General features: G+C 63.7%; 11 protein-coding genes and 2 pseudogenes. All 13 read right to left on the bottom strand.

The annotated features are described in order from the left end of the window. Positions 1 to 4 precede the first annotated feature (4 nt). The 13 genes and pseudogenes from CJD35_RS20365 to CJD35_RS20425 all read right to left on the bottom strand — a co-directional run bounded on the left by CJD35_RS20365 (position 5) and on the right by CJD35_RS20425 (position 18,179). Positions 5 to 2,229: pseudogene (locus CJD35_RS20365) on the bottom strand (site-specific integrase). After that, entirely contained in the window at positions 2,226 to 4,016 is a 1,791-nt protein-coding gene (locus tag CJD35_RS20370; RefSeq protein ID WP_095687530.1) for a hypothetical protein, read from the bottom strand. The pseudogene CJD35_RS20365 and the gene CJD35_RS20370 overlap by 4 nt, the downstream one beginning before the upstream one ends. Next, positions 4,013 to 5,404, bottom strand: coding sequence for a tyrosine-type recombinase/integrase (locus CJD35_RS20375; RefSeq protein WP_244917351.1), 1,392 nt, complete (start codon positions 5,402 to 5,404; stop codon positions 4,013 to 4,015). Before CJD35_RS20375 ends, CJD35_RS20370 begins: the two co-directional genes overlap by 4 nt. A gap of 160 nt (positions 5,405 to 5,564) precedes the next feature. After that, a pseudogene (locus CJD35_RS20380) lies at positions 5,565 to 6,308 on the bottom strand (ArdC family protein); the annotation flags it as partial. Positions 6,309 to 6,392: 84 nt separating this feature from the next. Next, positions 6,393 to 8,471, bottom strand: coding sequence for a ParB/RepB/Spo0J family partition protein (locus CJD35_RS20385; RefSeq protein ID WP_017183287.1), 2,079 nt, complete (start codon positions 8,469 to 8,471; stop codon positions 6,393 to 6,395). 214 nt (positions 8,472 to 8,685) lie between these two features. Then, entirely contained in the window at positions 8,686 to 10,377 is a 1,692-nt protein-coding gene (locus CJD35_RS20390) for a strawberry notch C-terminal domain-containing protein (protein ID WP_349304025.1), read from the bottom strand. A gap of 203 nt (positions 10,378 to 10,580) precedes the next feature. Next, complete coding sequence (locus CJD35_RS20395; RefSeq protein ID WP_093067947.1) at positions 10,581 to 11,585, bottom strand: tyrosine-type recombinase/integrase; 1,005 nt, start codon at positions 11,583 to 11,585, stop codon at positions 10,581 to 10,583. Continuing rightward, positions 11,582 to 12,496 (bottom strand): tyrosine-type recombinase/integrase, encoded by a 915-nt coding sequence (locus CJD35_RS20400; protein WP_095687466.1) that lies wholly within the window; start codon positions 12,494 to 12,496, stop codon positions 11,582 to 11,584. The genes CJD35_RS20395 and CJD35_RS20400 overlap by 4 nt, the downstream gene beginning before the upstream one ends. Further along, entirely contained in the window at positions 12,490 to 14,037 is a 1,548-nt protein-coding gene (locus CJD35_RS20405; protein ID WP_095687465.1) for a tyrosine-type recombinase/integrase, read from the bottom strand. Before CJD35_RS20405 ends, CJD35_RS20400 begins: the two co-directional genes overlap by 7 nt. Before the next feature lie 145 nt (positions 14,038 to 14,182). Next, a complete protein-coding gene (locus CJD35_RS20410; protein WP_262503706.1) occupies positions 14,183 to 14,464 on the bottom strand; it encodes a methylase in 282 nt (93 codons plus the stop codon). Between the two features lie 129 nt (positions 14,465 to 14,593). Continuing rightward, on the bottom strand, positions 14,594 to 15,598 hold the full coding sequence (locus CJD35_RS20415) for a site-specific integrase (protein ID WP_095687245.1): 1,005 nt from the start codon (positions 15,596 to 15,598) through the stop codon (positions 14,594 to 14,596). Continuing rightward, positions 15,595 to 16,950 carry a tyrosine-type recombinase/integrase gene (locus CJD35_RS20420; RefSeq protein WP_008832422.1) on the bottom strand — a complete coding sequence of 452 codons (1,356 nt, stop codon included), beginning with the start codon at positions 16,948 to 16,950 and terminating at the stop codon, positions 15,595 to 15,597. The genes CJD35_RS20415 and CJD35_RS20420 overlap by 4 nt, the downstream gene beginning before the upstream one ends. After that, complete coding sequence (locus CJD35_RS20425) at positions 16,947 to 18,179, bottom strand: site-specific integrase (RefSeq protein WP_008832423.1); 1,233 nt, start codon at positions 18,177 to 18,179, stop codon at positions 16,947 to 16,949. Before CJD35_RS20425 ends, CJD35_RS20420 begins: the two co-directional genes overlap by 4 nt. Positions 18,180 to 18,239: the final 60 nt, after the last annotated feature.

Consider the following 18,239-nt stretch of genomic DNA (forward strand, 5'->3'; position numbering starts at 1 on the left):
TCCTTCAGTCCGTCACCCCAAAACCGGCCTCCTCTTCCTCTCCCGCCACACCGGCATGCGGTGTGGCGGTACCGGGCACGATCTGAGCGAGAACTGTCTCGATCCTTGCGACTTCGGCCTGAAGCGTGATCCGCTGCGGCTCAGGGAGCCGCTTCTCGCGCAGCAGCAGGCGCGCTTCGTCGGCCCCGCGCTGCCAGGACGCGCGATGCCGCGCGGTGACGCAGGCGTTGGGGCAGCGGAGCGGTTCGCACATCGAAATCATCGGTGCTGGCGGGCCGGGCTGTGTGATCCGGTTGAGACACAGGGCCGTTGCAGGATCGAAAAAGCAGTCGGCCAGCGGGCCAACATGCAGTGTTCGCGCGAGACTGGCGAGCATGGTGCGCAAACGCGGTCGGTCGGCGATCATGGCGGGCAGCGGCGCCAGCTCGCTTGCAACGACATCGAGCCCGGTCCCGACGCGGTTCGCGGCAGGGCCACCCAAGCGGGCACCAGCTTGCCGCTCGTCGAAATAGGCGAGGATGTCGTCGATCTGGCCGAGCGCGCGCTGCGCTTCGATCTCGCCGCGGAATCCCGACCGGCTGCTTCCGGCATAGCCTTCGAAGGCGGCAACACTGGCGTGCTTGTACTGGATCATGCCGGCGATCGTCCCGAATGGCCGGTTGGCAATATGCCAGGCAATCGTGCGGCGGAACTGACGGGTGGTCAGCCGCCAGGGTGCGCCATCGGGTCGTGAAGGAATGACCGGCGCATCAGGCGATCCGAACTGCTGGTTGAGATGGTCACGAAACCGGTTGATCTGGCGGACGATCTCGGCAGAGACATGAGTCTTGGTGTTGGCGCGAAGTGACAGCACAGGCCAAAGCGTCGTAGTGCCCCGCGCTCGTCCGGCCCGCTCGGACAGCTGCTCGAGCACGGCGATCGCGTCGGCAACGGGCGCGATCGTAACCCACTCCGCTTGTTCTCCGCCTCCGCGCTTGCCCTTGTACGCGACCGACTTGATGCGGTGACGCAATATAACGCCGTCTTCGTCTCTGACGATGGACAGGCAACCACGCTTCATTGCCTGGATCTCGCTGTCGCGCATACCCGACAGATAGGCGCAAACAATGTAGGCGGCGGCCTGTAGCATGACCTCTTCCAGGGCCAACGCCTTGACATCGAACCGGCTGCGCCAGGGTTGGAGGGTCCCGGGATCCACGGCAATCGGTGTATCCATCCCCCGACTTCGGTGCCGAGTTCCGTGATGGCGGCAGCGATCAGGTCTGGTGCACCGGTCGTCAGACTGAGGTGCATGGCGGGCTCTGCCTGCGCATCGACGCCGGCGTGGAGATGAAGGAGATGGTAGTTGATCGGTGGCAGCTGCTCGCCGGTCAACGGATCGGTGCGGACAGCAGCGTTGTACAAGCCGGTCCAGATGGGAACGCCGCGGCCCTGCCGCCGCAAGCCCGTGAGGTATGCGGTCAGCCGTTGCCGTTGCCGCGCGCGGCGTTCGGCCTGATCGAGATGAGCCTCGCGCGCAATCAATCGGCTGCGCCTGGCTTCGAGACGCTCAAGCTCCCGGCGCGCAGCGAAAATGTCGGGCGCGAAGTGGGTCACATAGCGCAGCGACCATGCCAGCAGCGGCGTCATGATCTCTTCGGGAATGCGCGGCGTCCGGTTCTCGCCAGGGATGTACCGGGCACCGGCAACCGAGAACGGGCTGCGCCCGGGCCACGGATCGATACGAAGACGAGCCGTTGGAAGGTGGCGGCGCAACTCGTGAAGGTCGAAGATGACGCGCAGCAATACTGCGACCGCAACCGGACGTAGCCCCTCACGGCGCTTCGAACGGGCAAAGCGGTCAAGCAGAGACTGATCGACCCGCTCAAGATCGAAGCGCCCAAGGTCGGCCTTCACGAAGTTGAAGAAAAGCAGAGCCCGGTTGGCCTCACCCCGCACCGCTGCCGGCTGAAGCCGGGGGCGATGGCCCGGCAGATCGACATTGAGCCGCGCATGGAGAAACTGGCGCAGGGCATCGGCAATGGCTGGGCCTTCGATGCTGCTAAAATGCACGGTGACATGGCAGCGCCTGGCGTTATCGCGAAAGACGCCCGGCGACAGATCCCAGGTCTGATCGCCGTAACGCGAGAGATCGGCGCGGTTGTAGCCAGGCCGCAACGGAACCGACATGAGTACGGGAAGCGTCTCGCGCGCCCCGTCGTCATGGGCCGGCAAGGATACGGCAGTCATGCCCGGGCCTCGGGCGGCAGATAGACAATGGGATGCTGGGCGGCGAGCCGCGCGCGAGCCTGAGCCACCGCGTCATCGCCAAAGGCAGGCAGGATCTGGCGGACGATGCGTTCACGGCCGTGACCAAACTTGGCCGCCCACTCGTTCGTGTTCATGCCTGCGCGCTGCTCATCGATAAAGGTGAGAAACGCGAGGATCGCTGGCAACTTGCGCGCAGTGATCACCGCGTTTTTGCAATCGAGGCAGCCCCAGAACGGCGTGGGACATGGAGAGCCGACAGCTGCGGCAAAAGGGCTTGCGTAGAAGCCGCCGCAGCTCGCCAGCCATACGTCCTGTTCTCCGTCGAGCACGGCAACCGATGGCGCATCGGCAATCTGGTCCGCGCTTGCGGCTCGACTGCGCAGATGATCTTCCTCGGAGGGAGGAATGACTCGGGGACCGGCGACTGCCTCCTCGAGGGCGTCGGCGACGGTCTGCTCATGCAGGGGTCTGAGCGAGGGAACATCGGCATAGTGCCGCGCTGCGATCTCGATCGTGTGGCCGACGGCGAACCGTGCCATGTGCCCTTCGGTCTTGAGATACCAGAGCGCCTTGTGAGTTTTGCGGAGCCGGGACAGGCGCAGATACAGCGGTCTGCCCGCGTCATCGGCAATGGCGTGGCGCGTGGTCCATGCATCGATGGTCGAGCGCGGATGGCGAATGCCGTGGACGATCTCACCGGTCTGGTAATAGACCCACAGGCAATCGCTGGAATTATGGGCCCGCGCGCTTGCCGAGAGTGCGATGATGCGCCGGATCAGCCCTCCCGGCGTCGACGAGGCACCGTCTCGCACCCTGATGGTCTTGTGTTCGGCGCCATGTGCGCGAAGCTTGGTGTAAGCGATCTCCACCGTACCGCCCGAGGCGTTGCGCAAACAATCGACGGTCAGCGTTTTGCAGCACTCGAGCTCAAGCCCGGTCTCCAGCGAAAGCAGGACCAGCAGCGGCACGATATCGACGGACGTCAGGTAATGAGCGCTGTGCAGCGTCATGCTGAAATCCGCGTTCCAGAGGCCGCGCTTCCAACGCCTGGCATAGAGTGCCATCCACTCAGGGTCGCGATGCCTGAGGACCCCACGCGCCTCTATCGCGGCGTGCGCCTTGCGGGCAGTTGCCTCGATCTCCCGGATCTCGCCAAAGCATGGGCCAGCCCGCAATCTGGCCTCGATCGCGACCAGATCGATGCGGGCCGCGTCACGGAGCTGGCGGGCAATGAACGGGCTGTAGGCGTCGCGTGGGCGTGGCGGGGCGTAAGGTTGCGAGCTGACGTAGCGAAGCCGCTCACGCAAGCCCGCCTCGATGACATCAGGCTGATCGGAAGCGATCCGGCGAAGCACGGAAACGACCTTGGCGACAAAGGTCGGCGCGTGGCCCCGCGACTTGCCCTGAGCTTCGAGCCACGCTTCGTATCCATCGATGTGGCTGGCTCGCAGGTCGGCCGGCCCGGAGATCCGATCACCAGTCCCGGCAAGATAGGCAAAGAAGCTCGGCAGCTGGGTCATGTATGTCTTGATGGAGGAGCGAACCGCTACGGGCCCGCGTGGAGCGACCAGCATGAACAGGCCTCGGGCAAAGGCGAGTGCCAGTCCCCGTGGGTGCAGTCTGGTGAAATCGACAAGAACCTCGCCCCCATACGGCGGGGCGATCGTGAAGCGCAGCGTGCTGATCTGCAGCCATGGGTCGGGCTCGGGCTCTGTGGTCTGGCCCTCGAACCCGACCTTGCGACCTTTACGAGGAGCGGCGGTCATGGCCGGAGATAGCCCGGCACACGCGCAAGCAACTCTTCCACCGCCGCATCGACGGTATCGGCACGAGTGGCAATGTGATCGAGATAGATCGACGTGGTGGCAAGGCTGGAATGGCCGAGCAGGCGTTGCACCTGCTGCAGCGGATCACCGAGCAACTGGCGATAGCCGTCCATGGCGCCTGCCGGTGCAGCAACTTCGCCGAGGCGCCGCTGGATCAGCATCGCCAGCATGTGCACGGCGAACGAATGCCTGAGCTGATGGGGGCTGACGCGAACGGAAATACCGGCATCCGTGCATCGACGGCTCGCCCGGGCAAAGATCGCTTCCCACGAGTTGGGCAGCACCGGTTGCCCGACCTCGGTGAGCCAGAGGACTGCCCCCTCACCTGGCGTGCCATCGTCGGCACAAATCACGAGCCTGGCCCGTTCATCCGGTGTGACGACTTCCATATCCATCATGCCGCCACCCACGAGGTGCAAAGCGGTCGGTGCGGTGGGTGGGCGGTGTATGAAGATCGGGCGGTCGATGGCCTCCCAACCTCGACGTGAGGCGAACTTGGCCACCGCCGATGCGCGCTCGACCGCAATGTATGCATCGAATGCGGGCAGCAGGCGACGCGGTAGCAGCATGGTCCGGCCCCGGTCGCCCTTGGTCAGGGCCGCCGGCAGTTCTACCCGGCGTTGGCGCTCTACACGAACATCGCTGCCGGGAATCTCCGCTGCGAGAAGGAAGGATGCTTCCTCGAGACGCAAACCGGTGGTGACCAGCAGGTCAGCGAACAGCGCGTTGCGTGCACCATTGCGGTCGCGCGCTCCCGGGCGCTCAGCTCCCTCGACGGTCAGGCCGCGCAGGCCGACGTCTCGGAATACATGGTAGGCGGGAAGATCGACGAAGCGCACATCGGACCGGCGCGCAGCCCGCTCATAAGCTTCGTTATGCCCGGCGATGGCAGCGCGCCGACCGCCGTGCGATCTTCGCCAGATCTGCCGATGGGTGAATGGCGTACGCTCGACCAGGCCCTCGCGCTCGGCCCATCGATAGAGCTTGTCCAGCGATGCAACCGCCCGGTTCCACGACGAGGCTGATATCCGGAACTCGGCGTCACTACGCCGGCGTGCCCGATGATACGCACCGACATCATCGGTATCGGCTTGCCAGACGGTCTTGCGGCGAGCCGAACCCAGAAACCGCAACCAAACCAGGACATCGTAGCCGTGTGCCCGCAGCGAGTGGCGCGAACGCGCGCCGTTGAGCGGCAGATCGAGGAAGTAGCGATCGAGATCAGGATCATAGATCGTACCATCGCGCAGGATGATCGGAATGTGGGCGTCCAGTCCATCTGCTTCGCGGCGTTCCTGGATGGAGATCGGTTCTTCTGAAATATCCACAGCTTGCCAGTCCCTCCCCCGGACCCCCTCCCGAATCCAGAACGCACCCATTGCGCGCCTGCGGGACGGTGGTCATCAGGCCGGACTACGCCAGCTTATTGGGAGCGCTTCATCCGGCCTGATGCCCCCCTGCGTCGCGCCCGGACGATACCCTTCAATGAAGCGTCAGGCACGGTGCAGACTGTCCAGATAAGGCGACAAGCTCTTCAAATGCATAGGCTTTGTCGCCGAAGCGCTTGCCGAAGGTGCGAGCGAGTCTGTCGGCATGGCCCGACCAGTGGACTGTCTCATGGCACCTTGTCGATGCGTACAGATCCATGCTGCGGAACGATGTCCGATTTGGCATCTGGATATAATCAAAGGTCGGCGTGAAGTAGGCTTGGTTGCCGCCATGGCGCACATCGGCGGGGATGCCGGCGAAGAAAGCATCGATTGCCGCCTGGCGGAGGGAGGGCGCCACCGGCATCTGCGGCTCGTCTGGCGCATAGAAATAGGCGGGCAGCGCATCGATCTGGTCGGCGTTGAAGACGATGTAATGGCGAAGGAAGCGGATGTTGCGCTCCACCTCCTTGCCCGTTTCGGGATGCTCCTCCAGCTTCTTGAACGAGGAATAGTAGACCGAGATTGCGCCGGTTTCGCCGCGCCGAACATTGGCCCCGAGCGCCTCGGCCTGGCGATAGGTCATCCAGAACCGGGAACGATATCCCATCGCGTCTCCGAGCGCCCATAAATAGAGCGTGTTGATCCCCGTGTACGGAGTCCCGCAATGACGGAGCGGCCGACCGCCGCCGCCGCTTATGCGCCACGGCCTCGACCACGGTGGGACGCCTTCCTCGAGCTTGCGGATGATGAGGTCCGTGATTTCCGCGGCAACATCGCGGCTGGATCGCCGAGAGACTGGCATGGCGGGGACTCCCGAGTGGAGAGGAAAAGGAACCGCCGACGCGGGAAAGCACGCCGGCGGTCAGGACATCCAGAAGGCGAGGCTTCAGGCCGCGAGCGCGCCTTGTTCGTCAGCGTGCGGTTCGAGCCCCGTTTCGCTCGCTTCAACCGCGTCGACGGTCTCGGCATCGTCCGGCTGTTCGCCGGCACCCTCCTCGAGGTCGAGATCGTCGACGTCCACCTGGTCGCGGAACCTCATCGCGTTCGGTACCCAAGCGAGCGCCGTATCCCGAACTTCCGGCTCGACGATCGCCTCACCTGCGAAGAGCTTCGCGCAGGACTGCGAGATCTCCGTCTTCTTCATGGTGGCGTGACGGGCGGTCAGCGCGGCGCCGCCGACTTCGGCGAGCAAGGTCAGGATCGAGCCCTTGCTGACGCGGTCGAAGAAGTTCTCCGAGGTCGGCCGCCACCAGCTTGCGACGTCGACTCCCATGATCGTCGCGAGACGGTTCTGAAGCGGGCACTGATCGGCACGGTAGCTCGGCGCTTCGAGCGACATCGCGACGATATAGGCGAGCCAAGCCGCCTTGCCGTCGTCGTCAAGCGCCCGGAACGCCTCGAACCGCTCGACTTCGCTGCTGTGCTCCGTCCAGACCGCGTCGAGCCCGTCATGGGCTTCGGCCAAATAGGCTCGGGCCCGCGTCGACGGCAGCTCGCCCGATACCGGATCCTGAGGGGAGCGGGCGCGAATGGTCGAGCCGTAGGCGGCGGAGCTGCTCATGCGGTCGTCGATCATGACGAACAGCGCATAGTCGAGCGCGAGCGCCGGATGGCTGAGCAGCGTCGCGGCCAAGACGTCGCGGCGCTGCATGGCGAGCTCATCGTAGAGGCGCGCGCTGAGCGGCTTGCCTCCGGGGGCCACGGCCTCGGGACGAGGGACTGGAGCGGCGCCTTCCCGGCCTCCCCCGGTGGGACGACCGATCGTGACGCTATCCTCGCCTTCCTTCGCCTCGTCCTCGGTGCCGCCGACCCGCACCGGCTCCTCGCTATAATATTCCGTGTCGAGTACCATTGCGCCCTTGGGCGTGAGCTTGAGGAAAGCGCCGACTTGCGGCCGCAGCTCATCGGGCAACGTGGGCGCCACGTTCCGGATCGCATAATCCTCGTCGGTGAGCGCGTCATATTCCTGGTCGAGGGCCTTGCAGGCATCCTCACCGATGGAATCGTCGGCCATCTCCTCGGAAATGGCCTGTTGCCGCGCCGAGATTTCTTCGAGCCGGGTCTCCTGCTCCTCGGTGAGTTCGGGTGCAGGCAGGATGACGCGATAAAGACCAGCGGCGGCGCTGTGCGTGAAGTTGGACGCGATCGGGCGGATCCATCCAAGGCCGAGTTCCTCGCCGACGCGCTTGGCTTCCGCCTCCATGATGTCCGCGGCGAGCCGCTGCGCGATCTCGGGATTGACCCACTTGTCGCCGCTGTCGCTGAAGAGATCGCGATCGACCTTGCCGCCGGCTTCCGCGTAGCGGTCTTCGCCCACCAGGATGGCGACGGGATCGGTCGAATTCATCGTCTCGTTGGCGATGACGCGGCGGATGGTGTCCGCGTTCGAATAGCTGCTGCCGTAGCTGCTCCAGACGAGGAGCTGTTTCTCCTGGTTCTCGGTCGATGCATAGGCCTTGGCGACGTCGAGCGTGATTGAGCCCTCGCTCAGCGCTTCGAAGATCGGCTCGGCCAGGGTCGCGAGGCGCAGGCGACCTTCGACGAACCGGCGGGTCAGGCCGAAGCGCTTGGCAACGCCGTCGATGTCGCCCTTGAGGCCGATGAAATACTGGAACGCGCGGCATTCCTCGGCCGGCGTCATCTTCAGCTGATGAAAGTTCGCCGCGGTCGAGGTCTCCGACAGCGTGGCTTCGTCGCCGACCAGGACCTTGACGGGAACATCGTAAGTCTCGGGGTCGATGACGCCGCGCTCGACGAGCATCCGCAGACCGCGCAAGCGGCGCCCGCCGTCGAACACCTCGAAGGTACCGCGCGGCTTCTTCAGCGGCGTGACCAGCAGGTTCTGCAGGACACCCCGCGCCTCGATATCGGCCGCCATCTGGGGGATTTCGAGCAGGTCGTCGGGCCGCTTGCGGACATTGATGGGCGAGAGCGTGAGCTTCGCGAGCTTAACGGAAGTGGTCATGGGAAGAGCTCCATCTGGCGTCCGGATCAGCCCGAACACCAGCTTCGCTTCCCCCTTCCCTCTCTCGAGCTTCAGGACTCCAACGACCCGGACACGGCCGGGAGCCGAGCGTCCGTTTGACGCTGATGCCAGGTACGACCAGACAAGGGCATCCCCCTAGCCAACTCGGATCGGCTCGACACCGTTCGTCGAGGATTCAAAGGGCGCGTAGTAGTCATCCGGGCTCGGCGAAAATCTGGGCCAGAAGCGTCTCAGCCGAGGCCATCGGCACGAAGATGCGGGTGCGGTACTGGATCACTTCGGTGAAGCAACCGATGGATTTGAGCCAGGCCAAGCGGTCATATGGGCAACCGACGAGCTCAATTCGCGGTGAACCGTTGACGACCGACCGCTTGATCGTGAGCGGAAACGGATGGGAGACGTCGATGCTGCGCCCGGCCGTCACCGCCCTGACCACGGCATCGGCCGGCAGTGTTTCGGACCGATCGATGCCCAGCTTGGTGAAAAGCTGGGGCACATGATCGTCGAACACCAGGCGCCCGAGCCAGGACCGCCCTTCCCCGTCGACGATGCGGTTGACTGCCATGTGATCGCTCGGCAGCGCCGACCAGATCGGCAGGAGCAGGCCCGTTGCGAGGCGGATGGTCTCACTGTCGACGGTCTCGCGTGCGATCTCGACTTCCGCTGACCATTCGGTGCAAAAGGCTTCGCGGTCGACCTCCTCCCAGGAGGATTCGTAGAGATCATCCTCGCGCATATATTCGTTGCGCGTCGGCCGCATCATCTCGACGCGCGGGATCGGCGTGCCCTCCTTCTCCTCCATGAGCGATCGCGCCCGCATCCGCAGCGCCGCCTTGCCCGACTTGCGGTTGATCATGAAGCCGGCGCTTCCGTCGCCATCGGCGATCCGCAGGATGCGCTCGAGCGAGACGGGATTTCGGCGCCGCGCGATCTCGATGGTGAGCAGATGCGAGGTGGCGCCGGTGCGCGCGTCTGTGCGCAACACCACGTCATCGATCAGCGTCGCCTTGTCGACCAGGATCGTTTCGACGCCGACATCGAGGCGCCCCGCTTCGCGCGCGGCAGACACGCGCGTTTCAATCAGGGAAAGGAACTCGTCGAAGATGCTGTTCTGGAGCGCGATCGGCAGCGCGAGGATGCGATTGAGCCAGCGCTGGATCGGTGGCATCTCGTCCTTGAGGACACCGTCCTCGTTGGCCAGTTCAAGGCCGGTGCGATGCTGGAAATCGTCGAGTGTGGTGCTGGAGAGCTTGCCCGCAGCCAGCAGGTCGAACCAGGAGAGAAGCGCGGCGCAGGCATATTCGCTTTCGAGGTTGTCGGCGGGATCGAACAGGCCCTGCCCGCCGGTCTGGCGCTGGCCGCGCGTGAGCGCCCCGAGGCTGTCGAGACGCCGTGCGATCGTACTGGTGAAGCGCAGCTCGCCCTTGCAGTCGGTGGTCACCGGGCGAAACAGCGGCGTGGTGGCCTGATGCGTGCGATGGGTCCGGCCTAGCCCCTGGATCGCGCGGTCGGCGCGCCAGCCCGGCTCCAGCAGCAGATGCACGCGCTGCTCCTGGTTCGCCACGTCGAGCGAGGCATGGTAGCTGCGCCCGGTGCCGCCGGCGTCGGAAAAGACGAGCATCCGCTTCTTGCCCGCCATGAACGCCGCGGCTTCGGCTTGGCTCGTGCGGGCCGACCGGTTCTCCAGTTTCTGCCGTCCATCGCTCGCGGTGATGAGCCTTTTGGTTCGGCCAGTGACCTCCGCGACATTGTCGTGCCCGAAATGCTCGAGCAGCGCGTCGAGCGCCGACTTGATTGGCGGCATCGCGCAGAGCTTCTCGATAAGCGCGTCGCGCGCTGCCTGCGCCTCGGGATTGTAGACCGGATGGCCGTCCTCACTCACCATCGGCAGCGATCGCGGCGTGCCGGTGTCGTCCTTGAAAACGCGCATCTGGCGGGTCGGAAAGGCGCGTTCGAGGTAGTCGATTATGTATTCTTTGCAGTCGCAGTTTATGTCGAGCGTGGCGGCAGGAGGCGCAGGTTTCCTTCGGTTTTCCATGATTTCACTCCAGATAATATATGAGGATCAGGGGAATGTCTGGGGACGGGTCAGGCCAGTCTTCGAACGTCGGTAAGCATGGTGATCAGAGCGTCGGATGGCGGCTTGAAGCGTCCGGGCATGATGGCGGGGGCGCCGTGGGCCGCGAGAATCTGCAGCTTCTCCTCGGGATCGGCGCGCAGATAGGCCTCGGTACTTTGGATGCTGGCGTGGCCGAGCCACAGCGCGACTTTGCGAATGTCACCTGTCGCCGCCAACGTGTGCATGGCGCAGGAATGGCGCAGCACGTGCGGCGTGACCCGTTTTCCGAGGATCGAAGGCTGCTTGATTCCGGCAATCTTAACGTGTTCGGCCAGTCGGAATGCGAACCCGTCACGCGTCATGGGCTGCCCGTTCGCGTTGAGAAATATCTCGGAAACCTGCGCTTCGGGGCGGATCGCAAGCCATGCGCGCAATGCGATCTGGGTCTCTTTCCAGAGCGGCAAGACCCGTTCGCGGCGGCCCTTTCCCATGATGTGCATGGTGGACAGCGAACGGTCCGGGAAATCGCGCTGTTGCAGCGATACGAGTTCCGACACCCTGAGCCCGCCAGCATAGGCCAGGTGCAACATAGCGCGGTCACGAGTGCCGAGGCGGGTCCGGGGATCAGGTGCATCAAGCAAAGCCTTGATCTCTGCCCGGTCGAGGTAGTCGATCAGTGCCTTGTCGGTCTTCTTGGTTGGAATCGCACGAATGCGCAGGGCCTGATCGAGACAGGCAGGCACGCGATACTCGATGTACCGGAAGAATGATCGGATCGCTGCCAATCGGCCATTGCGGGTCCTCACGCAGCTGCCGCGTCCGTTCTCAACATGGTGGAGGAAGGCCAGGATGAGGTCCGTGCCGAGATCCTCGACCTCAAGATCGGTTGGCCGACGCTTCAACCGGTCGGCAGCGAACCGGACCAGCAGCACGAAGCAGTTGGCGTAGGTCTTCACCGTGTGCGGGCTGACGGCGCGGTCGCGCGGAAGATGTTCGCGCAGGTACGCCGAGAGATAAGGGGCGAGTGCCGTCATGCCGCTTCTCCCAGGTAAAGGTGTTCGCTGGCGACCGCGATGTCGCGCAGCAACACCGGGGTGGCCTCGACATACCAGTAGGTGTTGGCGACCGACGCGTGTCCCAGATAGACGCTGAGGCCGGCCATGTGATGTGCCACGGCCTCCCTGTCCGGCGGACAGGACTCCAGCGAGCGCACGGCGAAGGTATGGCGCAAATCGTGCATCCGCATACCCGCTGTTCCGGTCGGTCCGCGGTATCCAAGCTGTCGTGCCAACCGGACGAACACGATGTGGGCGCGAACCTTGTGGGGTGCCCGTCCTCGGATGGTGACGAACAGGTCATTGCCCGTGGCGCCGAGCCTCGCTCGGGTCGCGAGATATGCTTCGAGCGCCTGCCGGGTCGACGGTTGCAACGCGACGAGGCGCTGCTTGCCGAACTTGCCATTGCGAATGATCAACCCGTCTTCGCCCAGATCGTCACACTGTAGCGCGAGGGCTTCGGAAATCCTCAGGCCAGTCGCTGCCAGCAATCCGAACAGGCAATGGTAGGTGTGGGGGCTGATTGTGCCTTTGGGCGGCAGGTCCAGCGCCGCGGCCATGATGGCGCGGATCTGTTCGGGCTCGATGATATACGGGGTCGGGCGTGGACGCTTACCCCGGCCGAAGACGCCAGCAGGAGGCACTTCGTGGGCGGGTTCCTCGGCATGGGCGAAAAGGCTGAAGTTGCGAACGGTGTCGAAGCGGGTCTGTGCCACATATTGCGAGCTCGCCGTGTGGCACCAGTCGTAGATGCGCTGGACCTGGGTGTGTTGGTCACCGAAATGCCCTGCGTAGGCTGCATAGAGGCGGAGCAGCCGATCCTGTTCGTCATACTTCCGGCCAAGACTGCGGTGCAGTGCAACGTAGCGGGAAATGTGCGTGTTCAGCATGACGGTTCTCCTGGCCATGGCTGGGCGATCTTCATGAGCATCGGCAGATCGACCTTGGCGTAGATGGCGGTGGTCTCGGGTGAGCTGTGGCGCAGGATGGTCCCGACGGACTCCAGCCCCGCGCCTGCGCGCAGCAAGTTGGTGGCAAGCGAATGCCGGAAGATGTGCGATCCGGTCGGCACGCCCTGGATCCCGCCGCGTTCACGCGTGCGCGCAACTATGCCGGCAATCTCGGCGGACGAACGGAATGGCCGGAACGGGGCTTGCGCGCGTACGAACAAGTGCGGATCGGCGGCCTTGGGACGGGCCGTGGCAATGTAGTCCAGGATCGCGTCGCCAACATCCTGGGGTAACGGCAGCCGGTCTGGCCGTCTGGTCTTGCCCTTGACCGTCAGATGACCGGACCGCCAGTCGATGTCTTCGAGGTGCATATCCTGAATATCGCCGGCACGCAGGCCGAGCCTGGCGAGCAGAAGAATGATGGCCTTGTCCCGAACTTCCACTGGGCGGCCTGTCGGACAGGCGTCGATGATCTGCTCGACCGTTGCCGGGTCGACGTGGCGGGGCAGCGTCGACAGGCGGTATCGCTGGACCGAAGGGATCGCGTGCAACAGTGCCGGTCGACACTCGCCTTGCCCAATCAAAAAGCGGATGTAGCTCCGCATGATCGTGACGATCAGCGAGACGGATCCCGGCGTCTCCTTGCTTCGTCGTTCAAACGCCCGCCTGAGCGCCGCCGCATCCCATTGCGAAGGCTCGCCCAGCATGGGCATGAGCCGACGAATGTCGGCCCGGTAGCGGCGGATCGTCTCTTCGGTGGCGCCGCGATGTTGCCGAAGCCAGGCAAGGTAAGCCGCCATGTGCGGGTCAGCATCCGCCACCGGTTCGACTGGTGGGATGGCACCCTGCCGCCGCAGAAACTCGACGAAGTGCCGAGCGCACCGCCGTCGACGCTTCGCACCTGATGCAACGAGCTTGCCTCGCTTGCGCCAGACCGGACAGCGACAAACATGCGCGCCGTACTGGTCGATGATCGTGTCGTCGATATCGGCCCACCGCCGCCGCACAATGCGAAGCCAGGCCGCGAAATGCTCGGCCTCGGATCGATAGGACTGGGCCGGTCCTTGCGCGAGTTGCAAGCGATCGATCCCATCGAAATAGTCGGCGAGGTACCGTGGCAGATCGTCCATCCCGTCGTCGACATCGACGTAGCCTTGATCTTCCAGGAAGCGGACGAAGCGCCTGACCCGCGCTGCAATGTCCGCCTTATAAACTGGCTGCTGCGCCGAATACCGGTGGCAACGGCACCGATGCTTCTCGAACCGCCGAACGGTCCGATCGTCGATCGTGCGGATCGCGATCCCGTGCAGTTCCATCCAATGCAGGAAATGACGGGCCGCAGCGCCAAACAGAACCGCACTGCCTGACCTCTCGTCGAGCGACAGAGAGGAGAGGAATGCGGTGAGTAGAGCGTCGTGACTGGGCGGGTCGTCGACCCGGAGCGGGGCCGCTCGAAACGGCAATGATGATCTTGATCGCATGTTGGTTCCTTCGACTTGTTGAGGTCGAGGGAACCGTAATTATCTGGAGTGAAATCATGGAAAACCGAAGGAAACCTGCGCCTCCTGCCGCCACGCTCGACATAAACTGCGACTGCAAAGAAGCGATCTAATGTTGAGCTCAACATTACACGTACTCCCGAGGACTCAGATCAATTTCCAAGTTCGCGCGCTCATCCGGCGAGAGCTCGCCCAGCCGCCGGTCGAGGATCGATTCCGCGGTCGTCACCAGCTGGAGAACGACCGATTGTCCACCGGCCAGGTGCGCCTTCACCGCAGCGATCACGGTCGGAAGCTTCATGCTGAGGAGAAGCTGGCCGAAGAAGCGCTGCTTGGTGGATTCGAAGCGAGATCGCGCCGACGCCTTGGCCCCGCTGTTGAGGGTCGCATTTTCGATCCCGTCGACCACGGCCGTCAGTTCGAGCGCATGTTCCATGTTGCGGTGAATGATGCCTTATCGCGAGGTCGCGATAATGCGCAGGAACGTGGCGAAGGCCCGCAAAGCTGCTGAGCATTTCGCCACGTCCTTCACATTATTTCACAAGGCATCGAGCCACTCCATCAGGCTGGCTTCTCGTTTCCACGAAGGTGGCACGTTGCTCGCCGCCGGCGCCCCTACCTGCTCGAGCGCCTTTCGTTTGGTCTCCAGATTGGCCTGTGCGTAGTGGTTGGTTGTATCGAGGCTGACGTGTCCCAGCCAACTGCGGATGACGGTGATGTCGACCCCGGCAGCGACAAGGTGAACGGCAGTCGCGTGCCGGAAGCTGTGCGGCGTCACATTTTTGGACCGAAGCGACGGCACGGTTTCTGACGCCTTTCCTACATAGGAGGCGAGTTTGAACCGCACTCCCGAGGCGCCCAGCGGCTCACCATATCGATTGACGAAGATCCGCTGATCTGGCGCGCGCGGGTGACGTTCCAACAACTTCCTGAGCAACGTCACGGTTTCCGGCCAGAGTGGACAGATACGTTCCTTGCGACCCTTGCCGTAAAGACGCACGAAGTTCGGTGCGTCGAACCGGATCGCCTCGGGACAGAGGTCGAGGGCCTCCTGGATGCGCGCGCCGCTGTTATATAGGAACGAGAGTAGCACGTGGTCGCGCATTCCCTCGATTGTCGACCGGTCGGGCTGAGCAAGGATCGCTTCGACCTCCTCCGGCTCGAGATAGCAGGGTGCAACGGTAGGCTCCCGCTTGAGCGGGACGGTCAGGATCTCGGCGCATTGCGCGATGTATTCGGGATCCTTGTCAGCCACGAAGCTGAAGAAGCTGCGGATCGCGGCGAGCCGGCAGTTGCGTGTACCGATCGTGCCCCTGCGCCCATGCTCGGTGTGGTGGAGGAACGCGCGAACCTCTCCGGCCGAGACGTCGGCCAGCATGATCCGCGCGACCCCGCCGCCCTTTCGCTCCGCGATGAACCGAAGCAACAACCGCCAGGTGTCGCGGTAAGACCGGATCGTATGGACAGATGCACTGCGTTGCTCAGCCAACCATTCCTGAAAGAACGCCCGCAACAATGCGGGGAAGAGATTGCCCTTCGTCATGACCGCGCCTCCATCGTGAGGCATCGGGCGCCGACGGTCCGGAACCGCTCGCTTGCTTCCTGCAGCAGGTCCTGCGTGACGGTGATGTAGACCAGCGTGGAGTTGATGTCCCGGTGGCCCATGTAGGTGGAGAGGAAGCGCAGTTTGTCCTGCGGATTGACGCCGGATCGATACCATTGAAGGATCCGGTTCACGACCATCGAGTGGCGCAGGTCATGAACACGCGGCCCTGTCCGCCCGGTCGGGGCCTTGAACCCGGCACGGCGCATGACGTTGGTGATCATCGTTGAGACCGTCACCGGGGTATAGCGATCATTGAAGTGCTCGTGCCAGAAGAGCCCGGACCGAGGATCCTGTGGGGCGCCAGCGCGCCGCCTTGCATCGATATAGGCCCGTAATTCGGCCATGACGCTGCCGGTTAGCGGCAATATCCTGGTCTTGTAGAACTTCGTTTCCCGCACTGTGATCGTGTCTGATTGAAGATCGACGTCACCCAGATCGAGCCCGGCGAGTTCACTACGGCGCAGTCCGGCACAATAGGCCAGAACCACCATGGTGTAGAGAACCATCGGCCGCAGCGGCGCGTCCGGCGACGGATAGGAGCGGGCAACGTCGAGCATCTGCCGAACGTCGGCCGGGCTGAAGATGTGCGGTCGTCGATGCTCTCGTGCCACTTCCCGCTCGGGACGGGCGTTGAAGCGTTTCGGTGGGATGCTGGGATCAAGGCGATACCGCGCCTTAGTCAGGAGGCGCCCGAGCTTCTGGCATTCAGCCGCGTGATTGCGGGTCAGCTTGGCAGTTGCCCAGCGCGCCAGCATCGTCTCAAGCGATGCCCCTGTCAGTTCCGGGGTCGCCTGGAGGAACCGATCGAACCGCAATAACCAGTGAGCCTGAGTCTCATACTGATACCCCCGGCTCCGCATCAACGCGACATGCTCACGCATGAAGTCCCCCAGCGAGCTGCCGAAGGGCGCGGGGCGTCGCAATGCGGCCAAGGCTCCGTCGGGATTTGCGGAAGCCAGCGCTCGCCAGATCGGCTTGCTTTGTTTGACGTTGTATTGACGGCGAAGCACGGCAACGGGATTATCTGCGATCAGCCCGATTTCGACGAGGTGGTCGAGGAAGCGATCGACAATGCAGACCTGGTTGAGCAGCGTCGGCATTCGCCAACGTTTTTCCATTTCCTTCAGCCAGACTTCGAGCATCTGCCGGTCGACCGCCGGATGACGCTGGGCTACATTCTCGAAGCTGCGAAGGAACCAGCGATAAGTCGGCCTGCTTCCCTGCCGGAACTGCGATTTTTCCAGGAAGGCGTCGATGACCGTGCGATCGGGATCGTGCCAGGCGCTCATGGCAGCACCTCCGATCCGGGCACGTCGAGCGCCACGGCTCGGAGATCATCTGTCGCCAGCTTGAGATAGGCGTTGGTGGATTCGGTGGATCGATGTCCGAGCACGTCGCCGATGATCTTTTGCGGGACCGACGCCCGCAGCATTTCGACCGCCCGCGCGTGGCGAAAGACATGCGCTCCTCGCTTTCCCGGCGGCTCGACGCCAGCGGCTGACAACCGCCCGCGGATCATGCCATACAGGTTTGTCATTGCGATATAGGGCGCGCAGGACCGGATGAAGATTTCCCGCCCCTCAACCTGGGGGCGCCCATTACGCAGATAGTCGAGGAGCGCCTCACCAACGGGCGCCAATAGCGGCAAGTAGGAGTACGCATTGGTCTTGGTGTGACGGATACGCAGGGCTTCTCCGCGCCAGTTCACGTCTTCAAGCCGAAGGCGACAGATCTCACCTTCGCGCAACCCATATGTGGCAAGCAGTTGAAGTACCGCAAAATCGCGCAGTCCCCGCGGCGATCCATCCTTCTTCGTCGCCGCCAGCACCGCGGCGATTTGGCGCCTGTCCAGCGTCGAGGGCACGTCTTCATAGGCGTAGAGCATGGGGCCGATGATGTGCGGCGTGAGATCCATCGGGATGCGCCTCGTCCGATGCAGATACCGCACCACCGACCGGAGCCGCTCAGCGACATCGGCCAATGATTTGCGCCGTAATCCAGGGGCGCGCATGTCCATGTAGAGATCGACCTCCCCGATGCTCAAGGTGTCGAGGCTGGCCGCCCCGCCCCGTTCGAACTGCCATCGCAGGAAGTTCCGTGCCTCCCACAGAAGCGCCGAGATGGAAGCGCTTGCCAGACCGCGCTCGTCGCGCAGCCATGCCTCGTATTCGCAGCAGATCGCCTGCCGATACGCGGTTTCCGGTTCGGTCATCTCTGGCTCGGGCGGCCATTTGCCTTGGGCAAGCCGGAGCAGTTTGTTGATCGATGTGCGGGGCAACATCTGCCAGCGCGCACAGGGAGGCCGCCCGTACTGGGCTTCGAAATCCTGAACTGCATAGGCAAGATACTGATCGACCTGCGCCAGCGTCACAGTTTCCACCTGCACGCCGCACTCGGCCAGATAATCGAGAAACGCGCGGGCGTACAGGCGATGGTTCGCTACGACCACCGGGTTATAATTCTGCGTCGTGAGCAAATTCGAGAGTTCGGCGATCAACTCGTCGTGCAATTTCAACATGCTTTTATCCTCAGCTGGTCCAGAGACCGCCGAGGTTCGCAATCAAAATAATGCGCAGCA

It is taken from the genome of Sphingobium xenophagum, from assembly GCF_002288285.1.
Classification (GTDB): Bacteria; Pseudomonadota; Alphaproteobacteria; order Sphingomonadales; family Sphingomonadaceae; genus Sphingobium; species Sphingobium xenophagum.

Coding starts and splice junctions, on each gene's coding strand:
- CJD35_RS20425 (WP_008832423.1), bottom strand. CDS start 18,179: ATGTTGAAATTGCACGACGAGTTGATCGCCGAACTCTCGAATTTGCTC.
- CJD35_RS20385 (WP_017183287.1), bottom strand. CDS start 8,471: ATGACCACTTCCGTTAAGCTCGCGAAGCTCACGCTCTCGCCCATCAAT.
- CJD35_RS20395 (WP_093067947.1), bottom strand. CDS start 11,585: ATGACGGCACTCGCCCCTTATCTCTCGGCGTACCTGCGCGAACATCTT.
- CJD35_RS20370 (WP_095687530.1), bottom strand. CDS start 4,016: ATGACCGCCGCTCCTCGTAAAGGTCGCAAGGTCGGGTTCGAGGGCCAG.
- CJD35_RS20390 (WP_349304025.1), bottom strand. CDS start 10,377: ATGGTGAGTGAGGACGGCCATCCGGTCTACAATCCCGAGGCGCAGGCA.
- CJD35_RS20415 (WP_095687245.1), bottom strand. CDS start 15,598: ATGACGAAGGGCAATCTCTTCCCCGCATTGTTGCGGGCGTTCTTTCAG.
- CJD35_RS20405 (WP_095687465.1), bottom strand. CDS start 14,037: ATGCGATCAAGATCATCATTGCCGTTTCGAGCGGCCCCGCTCCGGGTC.
- CJD35_RS20400 (WP_095687466.1), bottom strand. CDS start 12,496: ATGCTGAACACGCACATTTCCCGCTACGTTGCACTGCACCGCAGTCTT.
- CJD35_RS20420 (WP_008832422.1), bottom strand. CDS start 16,950: ATGAGCGCCTGGCACGATCCCGATCGCACGGTCATCGACGCCTTCCTG.